Here is a 21,789-nt window from a genome sequence, read left to right as displayed (position 1 = left end):
TCGACACGTGTCAGACCCGCTGCGCTCGGCGCAGAGCCCACGCGGCTACGCCGACGTCGCGCTGCCCGATCCCGAGCGCTCGCCGTGGTGGGAGCTCGGACGTCGGCTGCTGGCGGCCGTGGGGATCCTCGTCGGCACGGTGCTGCTGGTCTACTTCGACCGCGACGGGTACGGCGACTCCAGCGACGGCAGCGTCGACCTGCTGGACGCGATCTACTACACGACCGTGACCCTGAGCACCACGGGCTACGGCGACATCGCCCCGATCTCGGACACCGCCCGGATGATCAACGCGTTCGTCGTCACCCCGGCCCGCATCGCCTTCCTGGTGCTGCTGATCGGCACCACCCTGGAGGTGCTCGCCTCCCAGGGCCGCGAGATGTTCCGGGTCGCCCGGTGGAGGAGAAACATGGGAGACCACGTCGTCGTCATCGGCTACGGCACCAAGGGGCGCAGCGCCGTCGTGACGCTGGTCAGCAACGGCCGCGACCGCGACGAGATCGTCATCGTCGACCCCAGCGGGCCGGCGCTGCAGGAGGCGCACGCCGACGGGCTCGCGGTCGTCACCGGAGACGCGACCCGTCGCGAGGTGCTGCGCCGCGCCGGTGTCGAGAACGCCAGCCAGGTCATCATCACGACCGACCGCGACGACTCCAACGTGCTCGCCACGCTGACCGTGCGCCAGCTCAACCCCGAGACCTGGATCGTGGTCTCGGCCCGCGAGTCGGAGAACGTCCCGCTGATGCGGCAGAGCGGTGCCGACTCGGTGATCACCTCCTCGGAGGCCGTCGGCCGGCTGCTGGGGCTGTCGTCGGTCTCGCCGCAGCTGGGGTCGGTGATGGAGGACCTGCTGACGTACGGCGAGGGGCTCGAGGTCGCCGAGCGCGACCTGCTGGTGAGCGAGGTCGGCAAGCCCCCGCAGACGCTGCCCGACCAGGTGATCGCGGTGGTGCGCGACGAGAAGGTCTACCGCTACTTCGACCCCGTCGTGACGCGCCTGGCCCGCGGCGACCGGCTGATCGTCGTACGCCCGTCGATGGAGCGGCCGTGGGCCCCGCGCCCGGGCACCCACGGTGAGGACCGGTCGATCGACGAGGACTGATCGGACCCCGGAGTCCGGCGAGGTGGACCAGTCCGCTAGGAGCCCGGGGGTGTCGACCTCCCTGACGTAACCCCGTTCGCCGTCTAGCCTGTCCGGCGGGGGTTGAGGACAGGGAGAGGGATGACGAAGGCGATCTCACGTCGCCTCGTCAGCAGTCTGGGGTTCGCCGTCGCGTTCGTGGCAGTGAGCCTCGTGGGGCGCATCGCCATCGTCGACGGGAGTCAGGCGCTGGTGTGGCCGGCTGCCGGCGTGGCCGTGCTGTGGCTGCTCGCGCTGGACGCGCGCGTCCGCAGTCTCGACACCGGGCTGCTCGTCGCCGCGATGCTGGGGGTGAATCTCGCCAACGGCGCAGCACCTCACACGGCTCTGGTGCTGGTCGCGGCCAACGCGGTCCAGGTGCTGGTGGTGGTCACGCTGCTGCGGCGTCTGTGCCCGCGGCTGTGGGGCTGCGGCGGCGACGAGCCGCTCGGCTCGCCCGGGGACCTGCGCCGCTTCCTCGCGGTGGCGGCGCTCGGCGCGGCGCTCGGGGTCGGCCTGGGGACGCTGGGGTTGCGGCTCGACGGCCACGCGCCCGAGCTGACCTGGATGCTGCACTGGTGGGGTCGCCACTTCTGCGGCCTGGTCGCCGTGCTGACGCTCGGACAGCTGGTCGGCCAGTGGCTGGCGGCGCGACGACGCGGGCTGCCGGCGGTGGCGGTGCCGTGGCGGGTGGGCGAGGCGCTCGTGCTGGTCGTGGCGACCGCGGCGATCTACGGCCTGGTCTTCCGGCTCGGCTACGAGCCGTTCGCCTTCGCGTTGCTCGCACCCACCGTCTGGGCAGCCGTGCGCTTCCCCACGCTGGTCGTGGCGGCGCACAGCGTCGGATCGGGACTGGTGGCGGCCGTGCTCACCCGCGCCGGTCACGGACCGTTGGTCGGTGCCAGCGCCGCCGAGAGCGCCCTGGCCGCCCAGGCGTTCGTGGCCCTGCTCATCATCATCGGCCTGGTGCTGGCGACGGCCCGCGACGAGCGGGTGGGGCTGGCCGATCGGCTCGCCGATTCCGAGCGCGAGGCGGCACACCAGGCCAGGTTGTTGGGGGAGGTGGTCGCCTCGATGAGCGACGGCCTCGTCGTGCTCGATCAGGCAGGCGAGGTCGTGCTGAGCAACCCGGCCGCCGAGCTGCTCGCGGTCGACGCCGGTACGTCGCTCGCCGGGGTCGGTGCGATCCCGCTGATGTTCCCGGACGGCTCGCCGATCCCCGACGACTGCCGCCCCGCCGCCCGCGTGCTGCGGGGGGAGGAGGTCCATCGCATGGACGTGCGCATCGATCTCACGACGCCGCGTGTGCTGTCGGTCTCGGCCGGTCTGCTGCCGGTCGACGGCTGCGGCAACCCGCTGGTCGTGGTGCTGTTCAGCGACGTCACCGAGGAGCGCGCGCACCGCGAGGAGCTCACGGCGTTCGCCGGGACGGTGGCCCACGACCTGCTCAACCCGCTGACCGTGATCGACGGCTGGGCCGAGGCGCTGGAGGACGAGCTGGGCGGCCACGCCGACCCGGTGACCTCGCAGCGGCTGCTGCGCCGGCTGCGTGGCTCGGCCGACCGGATGCGCCTGTTGATCAGCGGTCTGCTCGAGCATGCGACCAGCATCGATCGCTCGCTGCGCTCGACGAGGGTGGACCCCAGCGCGCTGGTGCGCGACATCGCCGCCGTGCGGGGGAGGAGCGGCCAGGTCGTGGTCGCCGATCTGCCCGCGCTGCGGGCCGACGAGGTGCTGGTGCGCCAGCTGCTCGACAACCTGATCTCCAACGCGCTGAAGTACGTCGCGCCCGGGGTGGCGCCGCGCGTCGAGGTGACCGGCGAGCTGCGCGACGGCTTCGTCGCGATCCAGGTGTGCGACAACGGGATCGGGATCCCGGTGGAGCAGCGCGGGTTGATCTTCGAGCAGGGGCATCGCGCCCACCGCGACGACTACCAGGGCACCGGGCTCGGCCTGGCGATCTGTCGGCGCATCGTGGAGCGCCACGGTGGCGACGTGGAGGTGAGCGACTCCCGGTTGGGCGGGACGTGCTTCACCATCCGGCTGCCCGCGGACGACGCGGAGCCTGCCACGGAGGTAGTGGGCGCCGTCGAGGATCAGGAAGGCGAGGCGGTCGCCTAGGCGGTGACCTCGTGGCCTACGGGACTCGCACCGGGATGAGGACGGTGAAGGTGCTTCCGAGGCCCGACCTGCTGCGGACGCCGATCGTGCCGTCCATCAGCTCGACGAGCTGCTTGGAGATGGCGAGGCCGAGCCCGGTCCCGCCGTACTTACGGGTGATCGAGCCGTCGGCCTGGCTGAACGACTGGAAGAGCCGGGGGAGCTGCCGGTCGCTGATGCCGATGCCGGTGTCCTCGACGACGAAGCGGAGCGCCGGCTCGTCGGTGTCGGCTCGCGTGGCCGGCGCGAGATCGGCCCGCAGTCGGACGTGGCCGGCGTCGGTGAACTTGACGGCGTTGGAGAGCAGGTTGGTCAGCACCTGGGCGAGACGAGCGGGGTCGCCCCAGGCGCGGGCGGGGACGGCGTCGGACACGGAGATCTCGAAGGACAGGCCCTTGTCGGCGGCCGTGCGCTCGAGCAGGGCGGCAGCGTCGCGCACGACCCCGCGCACGTCGTACTCGATGCGGTCGAGGTCGGCCATCCCGGCCTCGATCTTGGAGAAGTCGAGGATGTCGTTGACGAGGGCGAGCAGCCGGCGTCCGGAGCGGTCGATGGCGCCGGCGAGCCGGCTCTGGATGGGGGCGAGGTCGGTGTCCAGCAGCAGCTCGGTGCCGCCCAGCACACTGGTGAGGGGGGTGCGGATCTCGTGGCTCATGTTGGCGAGGAAGAGCGACTTGGCCTGGCTGGCCTCCTCCGCGGCCCGGCGCGCCTCGCGCAGCTGGCGCTCGGACTCCTTGCGGTCGGAGATGTCCATCATCGAGCCGACGCAGCGCACCGCGCGGCCGGCCTCGTCGCGGACGACGTAGCCACGGGCGAAGACGTTGACCTCGTGCTCGTCGAGGGCACGGAAGCGGTACTCGGCCGTCCACATGTCCTCGGGGGAGACGTAGAGATCCTTCAGCGACTTCACGACGTGGTCGCGTTCGTCGGGGTGGATGCGGTCGACCCACCAGTCGTTGTCGATCTCGATGCCGTCCTCGGGAAGGCCGAACATGGCGTCGGTGGCGCCCCACCAGGTGGTACGGCCGTCGCGCAGGTCGGTGTCCCAGATGACCTCGCGGGTGGCGCGGGTGATCAACCGGTGGCGCTCCTCGCTGCGGCGCAGGGCCTTCATCCCCAGCATCCGCTCGGTGACGTCGCGGGAGATGCCGCGGAAGCCGACCGGCTCGCCGTCGTCGTCGCGCACCAGGGAGACCGAGGTGGACACGAATCCCTGACCGCCGTCGGGACGGACGAACTCCCAGTCGAAGCCGGGCTCGGTCTGGCCGGTCCGCAGCACCTCGGAGAAGTGATGGTGGACCTTCTCGAGACTGTCGGGGTGGGTGTAGGCGCGGTGGTTGGTGCCGATCAGGCTGTCGGCGGGACCACCGAAGAGTGTGGTGAGCGACCGGTTGAGGAAGGTCATGTTGCCGAAGAGGTCGACCTCGAAGTAGCCCTCGGCGATCTCGGCCAGGATCGTGCGGTGGCGTTCCTCGCTGCGGCGCAGCTTCTCCTCCGCGGCGCGGCGCGAGGTGATGTCGCGCGCGATCGAGATGACCTCGCCACCGGGCAACCGAGAGACCGACGTCTCCAGCGGGAATGTCGTGCCGTCGCGGCGCCGACCGGTGACCTCGCCCTGCCAGCGACCGTGCGGGTCGTGGGCGAAGGACTCCGGCCACGGGGCCTGGTCGGAGCCGTTGAGGACCGAGAAGTCCTGCCCGATCAGCTCTCCGCCGTGCTCGAAGCCATGCATCCGGACCCGGGCGTCGTTGATGTAGACGATGCGGTGCTCGGCGTCGACGATCGAGATGCCGTCCATCGCGGTCGCGACGGCCGCCCAGGTCAGGTCGAGATCGTTCTGGAGCTGCAGGTGCTCGGTGACGTCGCTGGCGATGCCGTAGACACCGACGACGTCGCCGTCGACGACGATGGGCAGGCCGTGCAGCCGCAACGAGATGCGGTGGCCGGTGCGGTGCACGATCTGGGTCTCGAGGTCCTGCGGCTCCTGGTCGAGGACCCGGAGGAACGCGACCATCACCTTCTCGAGGTGGTCCTCGGGGATGATCTCGGCGAACTGCATCGCGCACAGCTCGTCCTCGGCATACCCCGACATCCGCTCGGAGGCGGGGTTGGCGGCGGTGAAGCGGCCCTCGAGGTCGAGCGAGAAGACGGCCTGGGGGTTGTACTCGAACAGCGAGCGGTAGCGCTGGCTGGTCTCCGCCATGGCCCGCTCGTCCGCGGGAACGGCGCCTGATGGGTCGGTCCGCACGCGTGGCCCCCTCGCCGTGTCGGTGTCTGCCGCGCCGTTCTCTGGACGCTCGAGCACCATTCTTAACACTTCAGACGTGTGCGACACGACAAACAGCGCTGTCGACATCAGCGGGCTAGCCGAACATCTCTGTGAGCCGTGGACAAGTGAGAGTCGGGAGTCAGAGCTTGCGCGTGAACGTGCATCGGGGAAACGCACTGCACCCGTGGAAGCTGCGACCGTCCACGCGCCGCTTGCGTACGACGAGGAACCCGCGACCGCAGGTGGGGCACGGCTCGGTGTGCTCCACGGAGCTGAGCGGTGACAGCTCGAGCCGCTGGTCGCGAAGGAGCTCGGCGACGAACGCCGACTCCTTGCCCTGGACGCCGATCATCGTGACGTGGCGCCGGGCACGGGTCAGCGCGACGTAGAACAGGCGCCGCTCCTCGGCGTGGGGATAGGGGTCGCCGTCCGTCATCGCGAGGGACAGCACGGGATCGTCGAAGACCTCGCTCGGGAAGCCGAAGGTGCCGGACGACACGTTGGGCAGGACGACATAGTCGGCCTCGAGACCCTTCGAGGAGTGGACGGTGCGGAACCGGACTCTCAACTCCTCCGGAAGGGTCGATGGGAGGAGGTCCTGGTCGAAGCGGTAGCGGCCCAGCACGTCAACCTCGACGCAGCCAGAGGGGCCGGGCTCGACCCGGCCCGAGCGCACCTCCTCGGCGAGATGGGCGAGCACCTTCGTCAGGGCACCGGTCACCTCGTCCGGGCTCTTGACCCGCACCAGCGTGCTCGGTGGGCCGTAGTCGCGCTGGACGGACGTGACCGTCTTCGTGAGCTGGCGCGGGTTCTTGGCTACGAACCGACTGGCGGTGTCGCAGATCGACTGGGGTGAGCGGAACGTCGTCTGCAGCCGCAAGGTGAGGGCTTCGCCGAACCACGCGGTGAAGTCGGTCATCACCGAGAGGTCCGCGCCGGCGAACCGGTTGACGGACTGCCAGTCGTCGCCGACGGCGAGCAGGTGTCGACCCGGCTTGTCGACCAGCGCCTTGGTCAGCCGTGCGCGCGCCTGGCTGGCGTCCTGGAACTCGTCGACGAGCACGAGTTCGTAGCCCAGGTTGACGACCCCCGCCTCGAGATGCTCGGCCGCCTGGACGAGCATGTCCTCGAAGTCGATCGAGTCGTCGTCGGCCAGCCGACGCTGCCACTCGTCGTGGATGGTCCAGTAGAGCTCCAGGAAGACGCGTGAGCGGAAGGTCTGCACCGCCGCAGGGGCGTGGGCGAGCCGCCGCGCGAGGTCCTCGCGGGTCAGGGAGTTCGACTTCACGTGGGTCATGAACGACCGCATGAGCCGGGCCAGATCCTCGTGTCTGATCGGCTCCGCGCCCGGGATGGGACGATCGGGGTTCCAATCGAGCGTGAGGCCGTGTGCCTTGAGGTCGGCGGCGAGGGGCTGGAACCCCGTCTGGTCGAGGATGGCCGCCCAGGTCGTCTCAATCAGGGTCGTGCCGCGCTCACGGTGCAGCTGCTTCTTCCACGCCATCCCCGCTGCGTAGCCCTCGAACGACTCGGGTGGTCGCCCGTCGCGGTCCAGCGCCCAGTGCTCGTGCCACACATCGACGTCGGGGTAGTAGAAGTCGGGCCGATACTGCGAGTGCTCGGCGTCCGCCACGTCATGGCTGTAGGGCGACTCGTACTCGTACTTCACGCCGTTCAGGAAGAGGAAGTCGGCGATCATCCGCTCGCCCTGGCTCTTCACGGTCTCGCCGTTGAACGTGCGGAACCCGGTCTCTCGGGAGACGAAGTCATAGCTGTCCGGCTCGCCGCCGTCGGGCTCCGTGGCCATTCTCGCGAAGAGCAGGCGATAGATGTCCCACTTGAAGCGGAACGCCTGGGAGCTGTCGCGCAGCTCGTCCACGATCCGGGAGACCATCTCGATGTCTTGACCGGCGTCGAGCCAGGGGGCGAGCCGCGGCTTCCTGCCGGTCGCGCGGCCGATCACCGTCAGGCCGAACCCGTGGAACGTCGCCGCCCGCAACCCGGTGCCGTCGATCCCGGCCGCCTTGAGCCTGGCGTCGACACGCTGCTGGAGCTCGACGGCGGCGTCCTTGTTGAACGCCAACAGCAGGATGCGCTCGGCCGGGACGATGTCGCACAGGATCGAGTACGCCGCGCGGGCGACCATCACCGACGTCTTGCCCGACCCGGCGGCCGCGACCACCTGGACGCGGTTGTCGAAGGCGATGACCGCGGTCGCCTGCTCGTCGGTGAGCGGCTGCTTCTCGATAGTGTCGAAGAACGTACGACGAGTAGCGAGCTCCTGGGCTCGGATCTGGGCGTTCACCGCCGCGACCGTCGGACGCAGGTCCTGGGCGAGGAGGGCCAGCAGCGAGCGTGTCTCCGCGCCCGTCTCCGCCTCCTGGGCGAGGGCCTTCAGGGCGGGGAACGCCGCCGGCTTGGCTCCCAGCCAGTCGAGCATGGTGTCGCGGGTGACCCAGCGACCGGCCTCCACCGCGTCGGACAGGCCGCGCTCGACGGCGTCCTTCCACGCCCGGCCCGCGAGCAGTGCCGGCTCAGCGTCGGCCGCCAGTCGGGTCCGGAGCAGCGCGGCTGCCCTCCTGCGGTTCGCCCTGAGCCTGGCAAAGACGACTGCGGTCGCCATGACGACCAGCGCCGCACCCACTCCTGCTGTGAACACCCTGCATCCCCCGTTTCTCGGGATGCAGGCTAGGCCCTGCGACGTCGGCTGTCCGGAGTTCCAGGTACGCTCCGCTCAGCCAGTCGTACTCCGCAACACGGAGTCAGGGAACCCGGTGCGAATCCGGGACTGACGCGCAGCGGTGAGGGGACGGGCAGGACACGCCGGCAACGGCAGCCACTGGGGCATCCGCCCTGGGAAGGCGTCCTGACCCGGTTGATCCGAGTCCGAAGACCTGCTGGCCCTGACGACACCCGTCGTCGGGTCATGGTGGGTCCCGCGTACGGGCCCGGACTCCGAACAAGGTGACTCCCGGTGAACCGGTATCGACCAGACCGCTGCCCTGGCGCGCTCCGCCCCTGGCCCGCTGACGACGGGCTCCTCGTCCGCCTCAGGCTCCCGGGCGGACGGTTGCGCGGCGACTCGCTGCGTGCCCTCGTCGCGGTCGCGGAGCGCTACGGTGACGCTCACGTGCACGTGACCGGACGCAGCAACCTTCAGCTCCGGGCCCTGCCCAGGCACGCCGGCACCGAGCAGCTGCCCAGTGTGGTCCTGGAGGAGCTGGAGACGACCGGCCTGCTGCCCAGCCGTGCGCACGACCTGGCCCGCAACGTGATGGCCTCGCCCCAGACCGGACTGGCCGGGGGACGCGCCGACCTGCGCCCCACCGTCGCAGCGCTCGACGCCGAGATCTGCGCCAGCACCACGCTCGCCGGACTGCCCGGCCGGTTCCTGTTCGTGCTCGACGACGGGCGCGGCGACCTGCTGACGCGGCCCTGCGACCTCGGGCTCGTCGCCCTCGACGGTGACCGTGCCCAGCTCCGGGTCGGTCCGGACTGGGGGCCGACCGTCGATCTCCACGAGGCCCCACGTGCCTTGGCCGACCTCGCGGTCCGCTTCCTCGACGTGCGCGGGCAGGGCCCCGAGGCCGCCTGGCACGCCGCCGAGCTCGACACGCCCCTGGTCACACCGCATCCGCCGGACCCGCACGTCCCCGACCCTGCTCCACCGCTCGGCTTCGGCCCGGTGCCGGGCGGCGTCCACACCGCCGTACCCGAGACCGGCCTCGACCGGCGCGCCGTCGAGGAGCTCTGCGCCGGCGCCTCCGAGGTCGTCGTCACCCCCTGGCGGGGCGTCCTGATCCCCGATCCCGACCTCTTGACCGGCGAGAGCCGACGACCCGAGGAGCACCCATGAGCGAGCTGCGTCGACCCGAGCGGCACTACCCCTACGTCGACCACGGGCCGGCGATCTATCTGGACTCGTTCGCCACCATCCGCCGGGAGGCCGACCTGTCCCGGATCCCAGCCACCGCCGAGCGCGTGGCGGTCCGGATGATCCACGGCAGCGGCCAGGTCGACCTCACCGAGGACCTCGTCATCGATCCTCGTCTGGTGCCTGCGGCGCGGGCCGCACTGGAGGCGGGCGCGCCGATCCTGTGCGACGCCACCATGGTCGTCAAGGGGGTGACCCGCAGCCGACTGCCCGCCGACAACGCGGTGCTGTGCACGCTCAACGAGCCGGAGGTCCCTGGCCTCGCCGCGGCCTGGGGGACCACCCGGACCGCCGCGGCCGTCTCGCTGTGGGAGCCGCACCTCGCCGGAGCCGTGGTGGCGATCGGCAACGCGCCGACCGCGCTGTTCCACCTGCTCGAGATGCTCATCGACGGGGCACCACGCCCGGCGGCGATCGTGGGGTGTCCGGTGGGGTTCATCGGCGCTGCCGAGTCCAAGCAGGCCCTCATCGACCTGGCCGCCGAGCACGGCATCGACGTCCCCTTCGTGACCGTGCGCGGTCGCCGGGGTGGCTCGGCGATGACGTCGTCGGCGCTCAACGCGCTGGCCCGGGACGAGGAGTGAGCACCGTGACTCGAGGACGATTCGCCGGTGTCGGGGTCGGCCCGGGAGATCCCGAGCTGATCACCCGGAAGGCCGCCCGGCTGATCCAGCAGGCTGACGTGGTCGCCTACCACGCGGCCGCGGGGCGGCGCTCGAACGCGCGACGGATCGCCGCCGAGCTGATCCCGGACGGGGTGCTGGAGGAGCAGCTGACCTACCCCGTCACCACCGGCGTCACCGACCACCCCGGCGGCTACGCCGGCGCGATGGCGGCGTTCTACGAGGAGGCCGCGGCCCGGCTCGCGGTCCACTTGGACGCCGGGCGCGACGTGGTGCTGCTGGCCGAGGGCGACCCGCTCTTCTACGGCTCCTACATGTACATGCACGACCGGCTCGCAGAGCGCTACGAGACCGAGATCGTCCCGGGCGTGCCGGCGTTCCTGGCCGCCGCGTCCGCCGTCGCGAGCCCGCTGGTGCGCCAGACCGACGTGCTCACCGTGCTGCCCGGCACCCTCCCGGAGCCCGAGCTCGCCCGCCGCCTGGCCGACACCGACGGCGCGATCATCATGAAGCTCGGCCGCACCTTCCCCGCCGTACGACGTGCGCTGGCCGCCGCGGGCCGGCTCGAGCACGCCGTCTACGTCGAGCGCGCCTCGATGCCCGAGGAGCAGTGGCGCCCGGTCGCCGACGTGGACGCCGAGCGGGTGCCGTACTTCTCCCTGGTCGTGGTGACCGGGGACAGCCGCAACGGCCGCCGGTCCCGCGACGGCGACCCGGTGAGCGTGGCCTCCCCGAAGGTCGCCGAGGCGGTCGCGGAGCTGCTGGTCGTCGGGCTCGGCCCGGGGCCGGATCGCTGGCTGACGCCGGAGGTCGACGCGGTCCTCGCCGAGGTCGACCACGTGGTCGGTTACGGCCCCTATGTCGCGCGAGTCCGGCAGCGCCCGGGCCTGACGCGGCACGCCTCCGGCAACACCGTCGAGGTAGACCGGGCGCGGCTCGCCCTCGATCTGGCGTTGCGTGGAGAGCGGGTCGCGGTGGTCTCGGGCGGTGACGCCGGGATCTTCGGGATGGCGGCCGCGGTCTTCGAGGCCGCCGAGGACCCGGCCTACGCCGGCGTACCGGTCCGGGTGCTGCCGGGTGTCAGCGCCGTCCAGGCCGTCGCCGCCCGGGCGGGCGCGCCGATCGGCGCCGACTATGCCGTGCTCAGCCTCTCGGACCGGCTCAAGCCGTGGGCGGTGGTGGAGCGGAGGCTGCGGGCGATCGCCGAGGCCGACCTGGTGCTCGCCGTCTACAACCCCGCCTCCCGCAGCCGCACCGAGCAGGTCGCGACAGCGCGCTCGGTGCTGCTCGAGCACCGGGACGCCGCCACCGTCGTGGTCGTCGGGCGCGACGTGGGCCGGGCCGAGGAGTCGCTCACCGTCACGACGCTCGGCGACCTCGACCCGGCGAGCATCGACATGAAGTGCCTGCTGATCGTCGGCGCCTCCGGGACCCGGGCGTCGGCGGCCGGCGTGTGGACGCCGAGGTTCGTGCGATGAGCGTGCACTTCGTCGGAGCGGGACCTGGCGCGGCCGACCTGCTCACCCTCCGGGCGGCCAGCCTGCTCGCCGCGGCCGACCTGGTGCTCTTCCCGGGCACCTATCTGGACGCGGGAGTGCTGGCCCACTGCGGTCCGCGGGCCGAGCTCGTGGACACCCAGGATCTCGACCTCGACGCCATCACCCGCCACCTCGTCGAGGGGGCCCGGGCGGGCAGGCAGGTGGTCCGGCTGACCTCGGGGGACCCGTCGGTCTATTCGGCGCTGCACGAGCAGACCCGGCGTCTCGACGCTGCGGGGGTCGCCTGGCAGGTGACCCCCGGTGTCCCGGCGTACGCCGCGGCCGCCGCGCTGGTGGGGCGCGAGCTCACCGTGCCGCACGTCGCTCAATCGATCGTCCTCACCCGGACCCGGGCCCGGTCGACGCCGATGGGAGCGGGGGAGGACCTGGTGGCCTTCGCCGCCACCGGAGCGACCCTGGTGCTGCACCTCGCCATCGCCCGCACCCGGGAGCTGATGGGCGAGCTCGAGCCGGTGCTCGGAGCGGACTGTCCGGTGGTCGTCGTCCACCGGGCCAGCCAACCGTCGGAGCTGTTCCTGCGCGGCACCGTCGGGACCATCGCCGCCCTGGTCGAGCAGGAGGGGCTGCGTCAGGCGGCCGTGATCATGGTCGGCCGGGCGCTGGCCGACGACGCGGGCGGTGGCGAGTCGTTCCTCTACAGCGCGGCCCGGGAGCGGCGTACCTGAGACGACCCCTCAGCGGGTCAGGCTCCACTGCGTCACGGTGCGCGCCGGCGTCCAGCCGGTGAAGGTGCCCACGGGTGCGCTGGTCTCCACGGCGATCCGGGTGAGCTCGCCGCCGTGGGCACGGTAGGCGTCCGCGAGCAGGTGCTCGGTCTCCAGGGTGACCCCGTGCACCACCAGTCGCCCGCCGATCGGCAGCGCCGCGAGGCAGGCGTCCAGCACGCCGGGGCGGATGGCACCGCCGCCGATGAACACGGCGTCGGGGGCCGCCAGCCCGTCGAGCGCGTCCGGCGCCCGGCCGCGGACGACGGTGAGGTCCGGGACGCCCAACCGGGCGGCGTTCCTGCCGATCCGGTCGGCGCGGTCCGGGTCGGCCTCGACCGCGGTGCTGCGACAGGTCGGGTGCGCCCGCATCCACTCGATGCCGACGGAGCCCGCGCCTGCGCCGACGTCCCACAGGTGCTGGCCGGGGGCGGGTCGCAGCCGGGACAGCGCGGATGCGCGCAGGTCACGCTTGGTGAGCTGGCCGTCGTGCTCGAAGGCGTCGTCGGGCAGCCCGGCGACCCACGACGAGTGCCAGGTCGCCAGGGGCGTGGGCAGCTGGACGGCGAGCACGTGCAGAGCGGGCACGTCGTCGTCGGCCGCGGTCGCCCACTCCAATGCAGGCCGGGAGGTCCGGCTCTCCCGGGCGCTGCCGAGGTCGCCGAGGAGGGTGACGACGGCCTCCGGGCAACCAGCCTCGACCAGGAGATGCGCGACGCTCGCGGGGGCCGCAGGACCGGAGGTGAGGAGCAGCAGCCGGCGCCCCGGGGCGAGCTCGCGCAGCAGCCGCGCCTCGTGGCGCCCGACCAGGGTGATCGCTGCGGCCTCCTCCGCCGACCAGCCCATCCGGGCCCGGGCCAGCGCGATCGACGACACCGCGGGGAGCACGCGCACCGCCGATGCGCCGAGCAGTCGGACCAGGGTGCTGCCGATCCCCGACAGCATCGGGTCGCCCGAGGCGAGCGCCACCACCCGTCGGCCGGCCACCTGGTCCAGCAGAGCGGGCAGCGCGTCGGTCAGCGGGGAGGGCCACACCAGGCGCTCTTGGCCTGGCACGGCGGGGACATCGGCCAGGTGCCGGCGTCCGCCGAGCAGCACCTCGGCGTCGCGGACCAGAGCCGCGGCCTCTTCGGCAAGGCGGCCGTCGGCGCCGACGCCGACGACGGTCAGCCGGAAGGCGTCGCGGGGGTCTGTGGGGGTGGGCACGGAACGGGAGGTTATCGTGACGCCAACACGTGAGGTGCCTCTGCGGCCCATCCATCGCCCTGCGGTGGGGAAGGTCAACGGGGAGAATCTGGGAAGCCGGTGAGATTCCGGCACAGGCCCGCTGCGGTGAACCGAGCACTCCGTCAGGAGTGATTCGGTCTAGTCCGAAGACCGGCCTCGCGTCGCCACATCCATGGCCAAGCGAGCGGGAGCCTCACGTGCCAACGAAGTACCCTTTTTCTGCCGTCGTCGGCTGCGCCGACCACCCCCAGAACACCCTCGACGACATGGGCCTCGCCCTTGTCCTGACGGCGATCAGCCCGCAGATCGGCGGGGTGCTGGTCCGCGGTGACAAGGGCACCGCCAAGTCGACCACCGTCCGCGGGCTGGCCGAGGTGCTGCCGTGGATCGAGGTGTACGACGGGGACCGGTTCTCCGTCGACCCGGCGGAGCCGCGGGCGCTGTCCCCGGACGGCCCCTTCGCGCCGGACGCCCGGATCACCCGCCCGGTGCGCCTCGTCGAGCTGCCGGTCGCCACCACCGAGGACCGGCTGGTCGGCTCGCTGCACCTGGAGAAGGCGCTGACCTCCGGGGCCATCGAGTTCGAGCCCGGGCTCCTGGCCCGCGCCCACCGCGGCGTGCTCTATGTCGACGAGGTCAACCTGCTCCACGACCACCTCGTCGACCTCCTGCTCGACGCCGCCGCCACCGGCACGGTCTCGATCGAGCGCGACGGGGTCTCGCTGCAGCACGGCGCCCGGTTCGTGCTGATCGGGACGATGAACCCCGAGGAGGGCGAGCTGCGCCCTCAGCTGCTCGATCGCTTCGGCCTCACCGTCGAGGTGGCTGCCCCTCGGGATCCGCGGCTGCGCGTCGAGGTCGTCCGTCGCCGCCTGGCCTTCGACCTGGACCCCGAGGCGTTCGCCGTCGACTATGCCGAGCGTCAGGAGTCCCTGCGGGCACGGATCGCCGCCGCCCGGGACCGCCTCGAGCAGGTCGAGCTCACCGACGCGGCGCTGCTCAAGGTCGCCGAGGTGTGTGCGGCGTTCGAGGTCGACGGTCTCCGCGCGGACATCGTCACCGCGCGTACGGCGCTCGCCCACGCCGCCTGGGCCCAGCGCGACCGCGTCACGCTCGCCGACATCCGGGCCGCCGCGCTGCTGGCCCTGCCGCACCGGCGCCGGCGCAACCCGTTCGACGCCCCGGGTCTCGACGAGGACCTGCTCGACCGGGTGCTCGGCGACGACGAGCTGCCGGACCCGCCGGAGCCGAGCCCGACGCCCGACCCGGGATCCGGACCCGCCAGCGACGACTCAGACGCTGACGGTGCTGACGCTGGCGCCACCGACTCTCCAGCGCCGGACTCCGGCGACCCGTCCTCCGAGGCGTCCGGCTCCACGGATCCCGGCGAGTCCCGGCCCGATTCCACGGCGCCCGCCGACCCGGCCGACCCTGCTGCCGACCCGGACCCCATGCCGGAGACACCGTCCGCGCCGGGCGGGGACGGCCCGACGACGGCGGCCAGCGCGGAGACGGCGTACCGTCCGCGGCTGCTCACCGTCGACGGCGTCGGCCAGGGCGCGCCGGGACGGCGCAGTCGCGCCATCGGCACCAGCGGTCGCCGGGTCGGCAGCGGCACCGCGCGCGGCTCGCTGCACCTGGTGGAGACCCTGCGGGCGGCCGCCGAGCGCTCGGCGCGCCAGGGGAGCGGCGCGCAAGGGGGCCGGATCCTGCTGGCCCCGACAGACCTGCGCACCGCCGTCCGCGAGGGCAAGGAGGCCAACCTGCTGCTGTTCTGCGTCGACGCCTCCGGGTCGATGGCGGCACGTCGCCGGATGGTGCAGGTCAAGACCGCCGTGCTGTCGCTGCTCACCGACGCCTACCGGCGCCGGGACCGCGTCGCGATGGTCGGCTTCCGCGCCTCCGGGGCGAGCCTGTTGCTGCCGCCGACCGGTTCCGTCGACGTCGCTGCCGCGCTGCTCGACGACCTGCCGTCGGGTGGTCGGACACCGCTCGCCGAGGGACTCTTCGAGGCTGCCCAGGTGCTGCGTCGCGAGCGATTGCGCGGCGGGCGGGAGCGGCCGTTGCTGCTGGTCGTCACCGACGGCCGGGCCACCGCCGGTCCCGACCCGGTGCTGCGCTCGCAGGTCGCCGCCGCCCAGGTGGCCGCCCTCGGGGTGCCCAGCGTGGTGATCGACTGTGAGCAGGGTCCGCTGCGGCTCGGGCTGGCCCGCACCCTGGCCGGTCACCTGCGCGCCGAGCACCTGCCGATGGCGCAGGTCAGCGCCGCGGGCCTGGTCGACGTCGTCGCCGGCCGCGTCGCCTGATGGGCACCCTGGCACCCCTGCGTCCCGGCACCGTCACCCTGGTGGCCGGTGGACCCGGCGACGTGGGCCTGATGACCGTCGCCGGCCGCGCCGCCGTGGAGCAGGCCGACGTCCTGCTCGTCGACCACCTCGCCCCGCAGGGGGCCCTGGCGTGGGCGCTGCCTGACGCCGAGATCGTCGACGTCGCCAAGCTGCCCCGCGGACGGGCGACCTCGCAGGAGCGGATCAACGAGCTGCTGGTGGCCCATGCCCGGGCCGGGCGTCGGGTGGTCCGGCTCAAGGGCGGCGACGGCTTCGTCTTCGGCCGCGGCATGGAGGAGGTGCTTGCCTGTGCGGAGGCGGGCGTGCCGACCCGGGTGCTGCCCGGGGTCAGCTCCGCGGTCGCCGTACCGGCCCTCGCCGGGATCCCCGTCACCCACCGCGGCCTGGTGCACGGTTTCAGCGTGATCTCCGGGCACGTGCCGCCCGACCACCCGACCTGCGCCCTCGACTACGCCGCCCTGGCCCGGGCCGGCACCACGCTGGTGGTGCTGATGGGCGTCGCCAACCTGTCGGCCATCGCGGACGAGCTGCTCACGCACGGGCTCTCGCCCGCGACCCCCGCCGCGGTGATCGCGCGCGGGGGGCATCGCGACCAGGCCGTGCGGACGGGGCCCCTGTCTCGGATCGCCGACGTCGCCGGGGACCTCGCTCCGCCCGCGATCACGGTGATCGGCGAGGTCGCCCGCTTCGCCACCACCTCCAACGCCGTACCCGCCTTTGCCGACCTGACCACGACCGACCTGATCGAGGAGATGCGCTGATGCCGCAGGGACAGCCGCTGACCGTGCCCGACGACGGCCTCAGCACCCGCGAGCGCCGCAACCGGCCGCTGCTGATGGTCCACACCGGCGACGGCAAGGGGAAGTCCACCGCCGCGTTCGGACTCGCGCTGCGCGGGTGGAACCAGGGGTGGAGCGTCGGTGTCTTCCAGTTCGTGAAGTCCGCCAAGTGGCGCATCGGCGAGCAGACCGTGCTCGAGCGCCTCGGCGAGCTGCACACGCAGACCGGCGAGGGCGGCCCGGTCGAGTGGCACAAGATGGGCGCCGGGTGGTCGTGGACCAAGAAGCGCGGTGACGCCGAGGACCACGCCCGCGCCGCCGCCGAGGGCTGGCAGGAGATCAAGCGACGCCTGGCCGAGGAGACCCATCAGCTCTACGTGCTCGACGAGTTCACCTATCCGATCGCCTGGGGCTGGGTCGACCTCGACGACGTGGTCACCACCCTGCGGGGCCGCCCCGGGCGCCAGCACGTCGTGATCACCGGGCGGCGCGCCGCGCCGGCCCTGCTGGAGATCGCGGACCTGGTCACCGAGATGACCAAGCACAAGCACCCGATGGACGTCGGCCAGAAGGGGCAGCGGGGGATCGAATGGTGATCCAGCCGCCTCCGGCCGGCCTGCCCCGCGTGGTCGTCGCAGCCCCGGGGACCGGCCAGGGCAAGACCACGATCGCCACGGGCCTGATGGCCGCTCTGCGCACCCGCGGGCTGGAGGTCTCCGGGCACAAGGTCGGCCCCGACTACATCGATCCCGGCTATCACTCGTTGGCCACCGGGCGGCCCGGGCGCAACCTGGACCCGCACCTGGTGGGGGAGGAGCGGATCGCGCCGCTGCTGCTGCACGGTGCCCGGGGCGCCGACGTGGCGGTCATCGAGGGCGTGATGGGGCTGCACGACGGTCGGCTCGGCACCGATGGCTTCGCCTCCACCGCCCACGTCGCTCGCCTCACCCGAACCCCGGTCGTGCTGGTTATCGACATCTCCCGGATGTCGCGCTCGGTCGGCGCGCTGGTGGCGGGGATGGCGTCCTACGATCCGACGATCGACGTCGTCGGGGTGGTGCTCAACCAGGCCGGCTCGGCGCGCAACGTCGCCGAGGTGACCCGCTCCCTGTCCGTCCCTGTGCTCGGGGTGGTGCCCCGCGACGCCACGCTGGCCACGCCCTCGCGCCACCTCGGACTCGTCCCCGCCGCCGAGCGGGTCGGCGCCACGGCACTGGTGGCCCGGCTCGGGGAGCAGGTGGGCCGCCACGTCGACCTCGACGCGCTGCTGGCGGCCGCCCGCGCCGCACCGGCCCTCGACGTGACGCCCTGGGATCCTGCTGCCGAGGTGGCACGGGTCGCGGGCGAGGCGCCGGTGGTGGCGGTCGCTGCCGGACGGGCCTTCACGTTCGCCTACGCCGAGACCGAGGAGCTGCTGGTCGCCGCCGGATGCCGGATCGCTCGCTTCGACCCGCTGGTCGACCCGGCCCTGCCCGCCGGCACGCAAGCGCTGCTGCTGGGCGGTGGCTTCCCGGAGGTGCACGTCCAGGAGCTGGCCGGCAACCTCTCCCTGCTCGGCCAGGTCCGCGACGCCGTCCGCGCCGGGCTGCCGACCGTGGCCGAGTGCGCCGGGCTTCTCTACCTGCTCGACGCACTCGACGACACCCCGATGGCGGGGGTGATCGGGACCAGCGCGGCGATGGCCGAGCGGCTGACGCTGCGCTACCCGGTTGCTCGCGCTGCCGGCGACAACCTGCTCACCCGGGTGGGCGAGACGGTCCACGGCCACGAGTTCCATCGCACCGCCCTCACCCAGCCGGCCCGGGGCTGTCCGCCGGCGTGGGACATCGACGGCGAGCTGATCGGGGTGGCCACGCGGACGCTGCACGCGTCGTACCTCCACCTGCACTGGGCTGGAGCCCCCCAGCTGGCCCACCGCTTCGCCGAGGCGGCAGCTGCGGCCGACCCGGTGCCCACCGGTATCGCGACCGTCCCCGTGACGGTCGAGGAGTCGTGCCCTGACCCGACGCCGACCGAGCCGTTGCACCACCACGGCGACAGGGAGGTGGGTCCGGGGCTGCTCGACTTCGCCGTCAACGTCCATCCTGAGCCACGGCCGGCGTGGCTGGAGTCCGCGCTGGCCGACGGCGTATGGGCCTCGGTGTCCTATCCGGACCCGACGGCCGCGCGCGCCGCGATCGCGCAGCTGCACCGCCGGCGGCCCGCGGAGGTGCTGGTCACCGCCGGCGCCGCCGAGGCGTTCGAGCTCGTCGCCCGGTGGAAGCAGTGGCGCCACGTCGTGGTCGTGCATCCGCAGTTCACCGAGCCGCACGCCGCTCTCGAACGCGCGGGACACCAGGTGAGCGTGGTGCAGTGCCGTGCCGAGGACGGCTATCGGCTGGACCCCGACGCCGTGCCGGAGGACGCCGATCTGGTGGTGCTGGGCAACCCGACCAACCCGACCGGGGTGCTCCACCCGGCGGCGGACATCCTGCGGCTACGCCGGCCCAAGCGGGTCGTCGTGGTCGACGAGGCGTTCATGGAGACCGTGACGGGAGAGGGGGAGTCGCTGGCCCAGGACCGCCGACGAGGGCTGCTGGTGATCCGCAGCCTCACCAAGCACTGGTCGATCCCGGGCATCCGGGCCGGCTATCTGCTGGGCAACGAGCGGACCATCAGCGGGCTGGCGGCCCGCCAGATCCCCTGGTCGGTGTCGACGCCGGCGCTCCAGGCGGCGATCGCCTGCACCACGCCGGCGGCGGTGGCGGAGGCTGCTCGACGTACGGCGCGGATCACGGCTTGGCGTGAATCCCTGGTGGAGGGCCTGACCACCCGCGGGATCGAGATCGTGGACTCACAGGCGTCGTTCGTGCTGGCCCGGCTCGGGCTCGGAACCCGTGCGGCGCTGCGTGAGCGGGGGGTCGCCGTACGACGGGCGGACACGTTCCCGGGACTGGGCGAGGAGTGGGTGCGGATCGCGGTCCGACCACCCGAGACGTGTGCGGCGCTGTTCTCGGCCCTGGACACGCTACGGGTCGAGGCGTGAGCCGTGCGCGAGCGGCTGGTCTGGCGGCCGGCTTCGTCGCCGATCGGCTGTGGGGCGATCCGCGGCGGGGCCATCCGGTGGCGGTCTTCGGCGGTCTGGCCAGCCGCGCGGAACGGCGGTGGTATGCGGACTCCCGATCTCGTGGGGTCGTGCACAGCGCCACGCTGGTCGGTGGATGCGCGCTGCTCGGCGTGGTCGTCGAACGCGCCTCCCGACGCCATCCGTTGCTGCACTCCGGAGCCACCGCGCTCGCCACCTGGACCGTGCTCGGCGGGCGCAGCCTGGAGCGCGAGGCCCTTGCCGTCCACGCGCTCCTCGTGTTCGACCTGCCCGCGGCTCGGCACCGACTGACCTATCTGGTCGGGCGTGATCCGTCGGGGCTGACCGAGGACGAGATCGCCCGCGCGGTGGTCGAGTCCGTCGCGGAGAACACCTCGGACGCCGTCACGGCGTCCCTCGTCTGGGGCGCCGTTGCCGGTGTGCCCGGCCTGTTCGCTCACCGGGCCGCGAACACCCTCGACGCGATGGTGGGGCACCACAACGACCGCTACGAACGCTTCGGCTGGGCCTCCGCACGGCTCGACGACCTCCTCAACCTGCCGGGGTCGCGCTATGCCGCACTCTGCGTCCTGCTCGCCGAGCCCAGCCGGGCCGGCGACGTCTGGCGATCCTGGCGACGCGATGCCGGACTGCATCCGAGCCCGAACGCAGGGGTCGTCGAGTCTGCGTTCGCTGGGGCACTCGGGATCAGGCTCGGTGGGGTCAACCGGTACGGCGACCGGGCGGAGCACCGGCCCACCATGGGGGAGGGGCGGGTGGTGCGGACGAGTGATGTGCCCCGAAGCGTCGAGCTCGCCTGCCGGACGGGGTGGATAGCGGCAGCTGGGGCGGTGTTGTTCGCGATGGAGTTCGGTCGCGGCGCACGCGGAGTCTTGTCAGGGTTCTGGGCGCCGTTCATGCGCGGCATCGGCTGATCCAGGGCGCGGCGTTCCGCCGCGTCGGACGTACGAATCAGCCGATGGGCGGTCTGCCGGTGGTGCTGGTCATACACTCGCCCGGTGCCGGACTTCCCGCCTTGTGACGACGTGTGCGGTGCTCTGCGCGCCCTGTCCGTCCGGCAGCCGCGGGCGGATGCTCCGGCGTGGCCGCATTCCACGGGAGCGGACTAGCAGCGGCACTGGGGACAACCCTCCCGCATGTCCGTGGCGACCCGTACGGTGCCGCCCATGACTGACACGCCCAACCTCGATGGACCACCCTCCCCCTACGTCGAGAAGGATGCCTCGTGGCGCGACGGCCTCGGCGGCGAGGTGTTCAACGTGGAGGTCGAGGACATGCCGCGCTGGCAGTGTCTCCTCACCATCGTTGAGGACCCGCAGGAGCGGTACGACCTATCGACGTTCCGGGTCAAGCGCAGTGGCGGCGCGACGCCCGGCGATCATCAGTACCGACAAAACGTGTTTGTGCTCGTGGGCGCGATCACCGTCGCGGCTGGGCACATTGAGGCCGAGATGAAGCGGATCATCGTCGTCGCCGAAGAGTCCGAGAGTGCAGGTTTCGCCGATGTGCCCTCCACATGGTCTGGACTCGTGGATCGACTGACCGCGATCGCTGATGGAGACGGGATGCTGGCCGAGCCGCTTCGCGCCGTTCTCGACTGGGGCGCGGAACAGAAGGTCGCTGAGATTCGGCACGCGGCAGTCCACTCCGCATGGTGGGTCTTCGATGCTGGGCACGTCCATCGGTCGCGCTTCAAAAACAAGAGCAACGGGTCTACGCAGATGGGCACGTGGGAGCAGGTGGCCCAGCAGTCCGAGACGCTCTTCGAGTACCTCGACCGGCTCCAGACGATCGTGCCGTGGCCGATGGCGACGTTGCCACCCATCGACCCCGATGAGCAGGTGGTGCCGGACTTGCGCTTGGAGTTCCACGACGGCCCTCGCCGCAGAGAATCTTGACGGCGAGCAACTTGCTCAGTCAGGACCGTCATCGGCTCAGAGTTCGGCACCAAGCCGCCCGGCCAACCGCCTCGGAAACGTCC

15 protein-coding genes and 2 riboswitches are annotated in these 21,789 nt (G+C 72.4%); of the genes, 12 read left to right on the top strand and 3 right to left on the bottom strand.

The annotated features are described in order from the left end of the window. Positions 1-7 precede the first annotated feature (7 nt). The gene (locus tag ACYU7L_RS16825) at positions 8-1,102 is read left to right on the top strand and encodes a potassium channel family protein (RefSeq protein ID WP_460798998.1); all 1,095 of its coding nucleotides are present in this window, start codon (positions 8-10) and stop codon (positions 1,100-1,102) included. A gap of 120 nt (positions 1,103-1,222) precedes the next feature. Next, positions 1,223-3,241, top strand: coding sequence for an ATP-binding protein (locus tag ACYU7L_RS16820; protein ID WP_460798996.1), 2,019 nt, complete (start codon positions 1,223-1,225; stop codon positions 3,239-3,241). A gap of 16 nt (positions 3,242-3,257) precedes the next feature. On the opposite strand, the gene ACYU7L_RS16815 is transcribed toward ACYU7L_RS16820, so the two are convergent. Both ACYU7L_RS16815 and ACYU7L_RS16810 read right to left on the bottom strand, forming a co-directional pair. Then, on the bottom strand, positions 3,258-5,483 hold the full coding sequence (locus tag ACYU7L_RS16815; protein ID WP_460798993.1) for a PAS domain S-box protein: 2,226 nt from the start codon (positions 5,481-5,483) through the stop codon (positions 3,258-3,260). 205 nt (positions 5,484-5,688) lie between these two features. Beyond that, a complete protein-coding gene (locus ACYU7L_RS16810) occupies positions 5,689-8,208 on the bottom strand; it encodes a UvrD-helicase domain-containing protein (RefSeq protein ID WP_460798992.1) in 2,520 nt (839 codons plus the stop codon). A gap of 63 nt (positions 8,209-8,271) precedes the next feature. Continuing rightward, positions 8,272-8,465, top strand: a riboswitch (cobalamin riboswitch). A gap of 58 nt (positions 8,466-8,523) precedes the next feature. Here ACYU7L_RS16810 and ACYU7L_RS16805 point away from each other — a divergent pair. From ACYU7L_RS16805 to ACYU7L_RS16790, 4 genes are read left to right on the top strand one after another with little or no spacing between them, the layout of a single operon-like run. Beyond that, positions 8,524-9,405, top strand: coding sequence for a nitrite reductase (locus ACYU7L_RS16805; RefSeq protein WP_460798990.1), 882 nt, complete (start codon positions 8,524-8,526; stop codon positions 9,403-9,405). Next, complete coding sequence (locus tag ACYU7L_RS16800; RefSeq protein ID WP_460798988.1) at positions 9,402-10,067, top strand: precorrin-8X methylmutase; 666 nt, start codon at positions 9,402-9,404, stop codon at positions 10,065-10,067. The genes ACYU7L_RS16805 and ACYU7L_RS16800 overlap by 4 nt, the downstream gene beginning before the upstream one ends. Then, positions 10,064-11,584 (top strand): precorrin-2 C(20)-methyltransferase, encoded by a 1,521-nt coding sequence (locus tag ACYU7L_RS16795; protein WP_460798986.1) that lies wholly within the window; start codon positions 10,064-10,066, stop codon positions 11,582-11,584. The genes ACYU7L_RS16800 and ACYU7L_RS16795 overlap by 4 nt, the downstream gene beginning before the upstream one ends. Continuing rightward, positions 11,581-12,330, top strand: coding sequence for a cobalt-precorrin-4/precorrin-4 C(11)-methyltransferase (locus ACYU7L_RS16790; protein WP_460798983.1), 750 nt, complete (start codon positions 11,581-11,583; stop codon positions 12,328-12,330). The genes ACYU7L_RS16795 and ACYU7L_RS16790 overlap by 4 nt, the downstream gene beginning before the upstream one ends. A 9-nt stretch (positions 12,331-12,339) precedes the next feature. Here ACYU7L_RS16790 and cbiE read toward each other — a convergent pair whose 3' ends face one another. Further along, positions 12,340-13,575, bottom strand: coding sequence for a precorrin-6y C5,15-methyltransferase (decarboxylating) subunit CbiE (cbiE, locus tag ACYU7L_RS16785; protein ID WP_460798981.1), 1,236 nt, complete (start codon positions 13,573-13,575; stop codon positions 12,340-12,342). Positions 13,576-13,629: 54 nt separating this feature from the next. Beyond that, positions 13,630-13,769, top strand: a riboswitch (cobalamin riboswitch). Between the two features lie 24 nt (positions 13,770-13,793). On the opposite strand from cbiE, the gene ACYU7L_RS16780 reads away from it, so the two are divergent. From ACYU7L_RS16780 to ACYU7L_RS16755, 6 genes are all read left to right on the top strand, one after another. Continuing rightward, positions 13,794-15,902, top strand: a complete 2,109-nt coding sequence (locus ACYU7L_RS16780; protein WP_460798979.1) for a VWA domain-containing protein — start codon at positions 13,794-13,796, stop codon at positions 15,900-15,902. Then, on the top strand, positions 15,902-16,705 hold the full coding sequence (cobA, locus tag ACYU7L_RS16775; RefSeq protein WP_460798977.1) for a uroporphyrinogen-III C-methyltransferase: 804 nt from the start codon (positions 15,902-15,904) through the stop codon (positions 16,703-16,705). Before ACYU7L_RS16780 ends, cobA begins: the two co-directional genes overlap by 1 nt. Then, positions 16,705-17,319: a cob(I)yrinic acid a,c-diamide adenosyltransferase gene (gene cobO, locus ACYU7L_RS16770; RefSeq protein WP_460798975.1), complete on the top strand. Its 615-nt coding sequence runs from the start codon at positions 16,705-16,707 to the stop codon at positions 17,317-17,319. Before cobA ends, cobO begins: the two co-directional genes overlap by 1 nt. Then, positions 17,313-19,748 (top strand): cobyrinate a,c-diamide synthase, encoded by a 2,436-nt coding sequence (locus ACYU7L_RS16765; RefSeq protein WP_460798973.1) that lies wholly within the window; start codon positions 17,313-17,315, stop codon positions 19,746-19,748. Before cobO ends, ACYU7L_RS16765 begins: the two co-directional genes overlap by 7 nt. Then, positions 19,745-20,722 carry a cobalamin biosynthesis protein gene (locus ACYU7L_RS16760; protein WP_460798970.1) on the top strand — a complete coding sequence of 326 codons (978 nt, stop codon included), beginning with the start codon at positions 19,745-19,747 and terminating at the stop codon, positions 20,720-20,722. Before ACYU7L_RS16765 ends, ACYU7L_RS16760 begins: the two co-directional genes overlap by 4 nt. A 252-nt stretch (positions 20,723-20,974) precedes the next feature. Next, positions 20,975-21,706 (top strand): hypothetical protein, encoded by a 732-nt coding sequence (locus tag ACYU7L_RS16755; protein WP_460798968.1) that lies wholly within the window; start codon positions 20,975-20,977, stop codon positions 21,704-21,706. Positions 21,707-21,789: the final 83 nt, after the last annotated feature.

The sequence above is a fragment of the Nocardioides pacificus genome, assembly GCF_054775955.1.
This window is presented reverse-complemented; position numbering and strand designations above follow the sequence as displayed.